Here is a 2,022-nt window from a genome sequence, read left to right as displayed (position 1 = left end):
TAAGTCTGCCCTGGCACGCCTGACTTAAGCTCGTTTGCCTCCAGATAGCCACTATCCGTATTACGCCCCATCAGCACCGTGGCGCTAACCTCGTTATCAGGTACTAGCGTGGACTTTGCAGCAACGCTTACAGTGACTACGTTGCGTTCTTCGTTAGGCACAAAAGTAGTCGTTAACGTGATTTTGCGTTTCTTTTTCGGATCAGTATTGGGGTCCAGTATGTTTTCTGCTACCCGTTTCAATTCCCGATTAAATTTCTCCTGTACGCCGCCACTGGCTAACTCTGATAATTTAAGGTCTAACTGTTCGCTCATTTTTATCCCTCACTTTAAAATTGTGTTTATTGCACGGTAAAGTGCTTTGTCAAAAGGCGGAGCGTTTTTAAGCTCGTTCTCTCGCCGCTTAGCCTGCATCCGCCGCTTTTTCTTCTTGATTACTGATTTTTTCTTCTTTTTGCGTTTCATAAACTCGTACTCCCATCACTTTTTAATTAAGTCATCAAGTAAAAGAAACAACCAAGCAGTACTAGCTAACGCTAATCCAATAAAAACAAAACCAGTCGAAACCTTGATATCAACTAAATTAAAAAAACTCATTGCCATTAAGAAAATGGATAAAATGATCACAGAACAACTACTAATTAAGCAAACTTTAAATGCTTTTATCATTATTTCTCCTATAATTTGCGCCCGCACATCGGGCAATATTCAATCATGACATGATTTAGTTCACCATTATCCCAACTCCTAAATGACAAACGATCGCCTTGAACATCAACTTGCATCGTATCTTTACTTTTGCCTAAAGAAAATTCAGTAAGCAAATCATTATGAAAATGTGAACAATACGGGCATTCGGGCTCTGCGGGCGTTTCAGTTGGTTCGGGTCTACCGTACTTAGTTAAAAGCTCATCTACATAATTTTTAGCCATTCTATGCACCCTCCTTGATCTTATCTGCCTTTTTGCTTGCCTCTACCGCTGCGGCTAAAAGCTGGATAGCCTCTTTATTGTTCCGCCAGTCCACCAATGCTTGGCGCCGTGCCTGGTCTTGCTGGATATGTGCAATTAAATCCATATTACTGCCTCCGTTGCTGTAATTATCTTTGCTGCTCTGCTTGCTCCTTAAAAAAGTAAGCTGTACCGTGCTGCATGATTTTTAATTTAACGAGCTCGTCATAAGTCAATCTGAGCGGCTTAATGTGGTACTTAGCGATAAAACTATTAATGCCGAGGTTGTGTTGTTCCGCGTGATGTACTGGACATAACGCCATAAAGTGGTGCTGGCTGTGGTCAATCCGCCGGCGGTTGCTGCCCATGCCTACAGTTTCAACGTGTGCAAACTGGGCACGCTTGCGGCAAATGACACACTCACGATGTTTTAAGCACTGCATCTGGGTGGCGTAATCACTACTAACCGCATCCCAGGTCTTCGTGGCAAACGGCACATCCCACTTAAAGCAAAACGTCAGTAGCAACTCGATATACAAGCGGGCAGTTGTCATGCTACAATCGCTCAGGCTAAAGTGCGTATTGATCTCGCTGTAGGTAATCATCGCGAAGTATTTAAACGTCTCCTCAACGACCTTGGGCAGATCCCCTTGCCAGTTAGCAATATCGTTAACCAAAGCCCAGGCCTTTTTGCGCTGCTCTGGGGTAATCATGCGGTTGTCCTCAATCTCTAGCTCTACGCTCGGCTGTTGCTCCCCAGTCAATTTGTCCACTTGATCAACGTCTAAGGCCTCGTCAAGGCTAATAACCAACTGCTTGCCCTTAACTGCTGCTAGACGACCGTTAACAATCACTATGACCACCTACTCCTCGGCCCAGTTATACATTGGGATCTCAGGCGTATCAGGTGGCAGGTTGGACTGATACGGCGTTTCTTGGTCCATTTTGATTTTTAAGCGGTCGTACTGTTTGCGCAGTTTAGCTGGCGACAAAATGTTAGTTAGCCAAAATGGATCCGCCTGGCACCAATCAATCACTGCCTTAATCTGCTGTGGCTTACGCTGATCCCGCTC

General features: G+C 44.7%; 6 protein-coding genes and 1 pseudogene. All 7 read right to left on the bottom strand.

All coding sequences use genetic code 11. The features are described from left to right. A partial coding sequence (locus FC24_RS08620; RefSeq protein WP_202813613.1) for a hypothetical protein occupies positions 1-314 on the bottom strand: 314 nt, incomplete at its 3' end. 9 nt (positions 315-323) lie between these two features. Continuing rightward, entirely contained in the window at positions 324-464 is a 141-nt protein-coding gene (locus FC24_RS11510) for a hypothetical protein (RefSeq protein ID WP_157059111.1), read from the bottom strand. 15 nt (positions 465-479) lie between these two features. Next, a complete protein-coding gene (locus tag FC24_RS08615) occupies positions 480-668 on the bottom strand; it encodes a hypothetical protein (RefSeq protein WP_057874484.1) in 189 nt (62 codons plus the stop codon). A gap of 8 nt (positions 669-676) precedes the next feature. Continuing rightward, entirely contained in the window at positions 677-931 is a 255-nt protein-coding gene (locus tag FC24_RS08610; RefSeq protein ID WP_057874483.1) for a hypothetical protein, read from the bottom strand. Position 932: 1 nt separating this feature from the next. Next, a complete protein-coding gene (locus FC24_RS11505; RefSeq protein WP_157059110.1) occupies positions 933-1,076 on the bottom strand; it encodes a hypothetical protein in 144 nt (47 codons plus the stop codon). 22 nt (positions 1,077-1,098) lie between these two features. Continuing rightward, a complete protein-coding gene (locus tag FC24_RS08605) occupies positions 1,099-1,803 on the bottom strand; it encodes a putative HNHc nuclease (RefSeq protein WP_057874482.1) in 705 nt (234 codons plus the stop codon). Positions 1,804-1,812: 9 nt separating this feature from the next. Next, positions 1,813-2,022, bottom strand: a pseudogene (locus tag FC24_RS11580) (replication protein); the annotation flags it as partial.

The organism is Loigolactobacillus rennini DSM 20253, from assembly GCF_001436505.1.
In the GTDB taxonomy this organism is placed as follows: domain Bacteria; phylum Bacillota; class Bacilli; order Lactobacillales; family Lactobacillaceae; genus Loigolactobacillus; species Loigolactobacillus rennini.
This window is presented reverse-complemented; position numbering and strand designations above follow the sequence as displayed.